The sequence below is a fragment of the Frankia sp. AiPs1 genome (assembly GCF_023716945.1).
GTDB lineage: Bacteria > Actinomycetota > Actinomycetes > Frankiales > Frankiaceae > Frankia.
Genome location: NZ_JAMQQF010000981.1, coordinates 1 through 1,212, shown reverse-complemented (window position 1 = coordinate 1,212; position 1,212 = coordinate 1). Strand labels below are relative to the sequence as shown.

General features: G+C 74.8%; 2 protein-coding genes. Both read right to left on the bottom strand.

Annotated features, from left to right (window positions below):
• Positions 1 to 365 (bottom strand): HAD-IIIA family hydrolase (locus ND748_RS32330; RefSeq protein ID WP_251750064.1); only part of this gene is annotated, 365 nt, incomplete at its 3' end.
• 225 nt (positions 366 to 590) lie between these two features.
• Positions 591 to 1,212: glycosyltransferase family 9 protein (locus tag ND748_RS32325; protein WP_251750063.1), on the bottom strand; the 622-nt coding region annotated here is incomplete at its 5' end.

The window sequence follows — 1,212 nt, the reverse complement described above, 5'->3', positions numbered from 1 at the left end:
GGTTTGCGGCAGGCGCAGCCGGCGTCCGGCGCGTGCGGGCAGACGAGGACCGGGCCGAGGCCGCCGAGCAGCTCGTCGAGCCGGCGGTTGACCGCGTCGACCCGGTGGCCGGTCACCAGGCCCCGCCCGATGCCGCTCTGGTTCGACACGACGGCGGTCGGCACGCCGGCCGCACGCAGCCGCCGCAGCGCCACCCGGGCCGTCGCGACCGGCTTCACCCGGTCGGGATCGCCGTTGTAGGGAACGTCGAGGCACAACGTCCCGTCCCGGTCGAACAGCACCGCCCGCACCTGGACGGGTAGCTTTCGCGCCTGCATCCGCGCCGAGCCGTCCGGGATGCACACGGGAACGGTCTGTTCAGTCACGCAGACAGGATTGCCCTGGCGAACGTCACCAAAACTACTACTCTGTGTAATCATCATGGAGACTGATGGCGCTGGCGGGCAAGGGCGCCGTCACCGCCCCCCAGGTTGGGGCGGGTGGTGTGGTTCCGCGGAACCGCGCTGACCGTTGGGAGTCGGGTTGGGGCTGGGCCGGGTGGTGTGGTTCCGCGGTCGCCGCACTGCGCTTGGGGTCGGCGGGCCGGCTGGTCAGGCGGCCGATGCGCCGGTGGCCGCGGCGACAGCGCCGGCGACCTGCTCGGCGCTGAGGTCGTCCAGGCAGGCCGGGCCATCCGGGGCCAGCGGGCAGCGGGCCGTCCACCAGCACTCCTGCTCGGTGATCGCGAGGGGACGGCGGACCGGACAGTTCGGCAGGCCCTGCAGGTCCGCGCCGAGCGCACGCAGTGGGCCAAGGGCGCCGGTGATCGCCGTGCTGCCGGCGGACCCGTCGTGCTCGGCGGACCCGTCGTGCTCGGCGGACCCGTGGTGCCCGGTGGACCCGATGCGCTCGGCCAACCCGTACCGTCCGGCTGGGCTGGGGCCGAACAACGTCACGGTGAGAGCGCCGACCGCGGCCGCCAGGCGCACCGGACCGGTGTCACCGCCCACGACGACGCCACCGCGTTCCGCCACGGCCGCGCACAGCCCGGCGAACTCCCGCAACGACAGCGCGGGTACCGCCACCGCCCCCGGCACCGCGGTCCCGCGCGGGTGCAGCAGCGAGTGACCCTGGACGGAGAGCAGGCGGGCGAGCTGGGTCCAGCGCGGCGCCGGCCACCGCTTGACCGCCATCCCCGCGTCGGGGATCAGCAGAACCGGCACGCCCCGACCG